Genomic DNA, 1,058 nt, shown 5'->3' on the forward strand with positions numbered 1-1,058 from the left:
GCAGGTCAGACGACGCTCTTCCGATCTCCGTTAAAGAGAGATTTAGAAGCCGCTCCTATTATGGCCGTTATTTCTGATTGATTCTGTCTGTAACGGCGATTTTCTGTTTTTCTACTCAGGTTATTTTTAAGTATTCGAGCCGACTTAGCTGGATCTAATTTTTCTAACTTTCTGTGAAGGGCCCAAAGTTTTCCTCTATTACGGTTTTTAGCACATATACGATCCGATTTCTTGGTGATTACTTTTCCAAGTCCTTTCCCGTGAGCCTGACCCCTTGAGTCATAGAAAGCCTCTGTGTACCCCTTGTCTACTCCGATGTTTTGACGTAATGGTGGAATTTCTACGGTTCCATAATCTACCAAGAAGTGAATTTCAAATCTTGGCAATATTTGGTCATAGATTAATCTAATCTGCCCTTTTATTTTTCGGTTAGATCTGACGACTATCTTGTTTCTTTTCCCCCTTGTTAGCCCAGCTAATTCCAGCTGGTAAGTGTTTCGCGAAAGTCTTTTACATTTGTATCCAACTTGTTGATAAACTATCTGATTGTTTACCCATGAATGGCCTCTCTGAAACTCTCTCCTGACCAGTCGATGTAGTAAAGAGTTGTTCAAGAAAGCCGAAGTTTTGAGTTGTTTACAGAGTTCCTTACGTTTGTTTTGGTTTTCTTTCCCTGGGAACCTTTTGTAAAGCTTGTTAATAACCGCATTTTTACAAGCTGCTTGTTGAGCTGTAATAGCCTTACCTACATCATTAACAGTCCAATCCATTAATTTTGGTGGTAATCCCAGAGTGTCGGGAGTCCTAAAACTTTTTACTTCTGGGATTGCTTTTTTCCAGTCCAGTCCCCAATGGTTAATGCTTCCCAGTTTGTTGTAAGACTCAGATCTGACAATGCCCAACTTTTTCATCGTGGCCAGCAATTCTGTCTTAACCATCTCTGTCATACCGATAACAGGGACGGTTTGAGTCGATATTTTCTTGGTTGTTCCGACCTTCTTGGGCATTGCTGGTGTCTGAATCCTATACTGTCATCTTACTTTAGCGCTAGAGAAATG

At 40.7% G+C, this 1,058-nt stretch carries 1 protein-coding gene; it reads right to left on the bottom strand.

Annotation, left to right across the window (positions count from 1 at the left end; translation table 11 throughout):
- Positions 1-5: 5 nt before the first annotated feature.
- The gene (locus F6K53_RS45075; RefSeq protein ID WP_293087657.1) at positions 6-1,007 is read right to left on the bottom strand and encodes a hypothetical protein; all 1,002 of its coding nucleotides are present in this window, start codon (positions 1,005-1,007) and stop codon (positions 6-8) included.
- Positions 1,008-1,058: the final 51 nt, after the last annotated feature.

This window comes from Moorena sp. SIO4A1 (assembly GCF_010672065.1).
GTDB lineage: Bacteria > Cyanobacteriota > Cyanobacteriia > Cyanobacteriales > Coleofasciculaceae > Moorena.

Excerpts from the sequence above, each read along its gene's own strand:
- F6K53_RS45075 (WP_293087657.1), bottom strand. The coding sequence starts at position 1,007 with ATGCCCAAGAAGGTCGGAACAACCAAGAAAATATCGACTCAAACCGTC.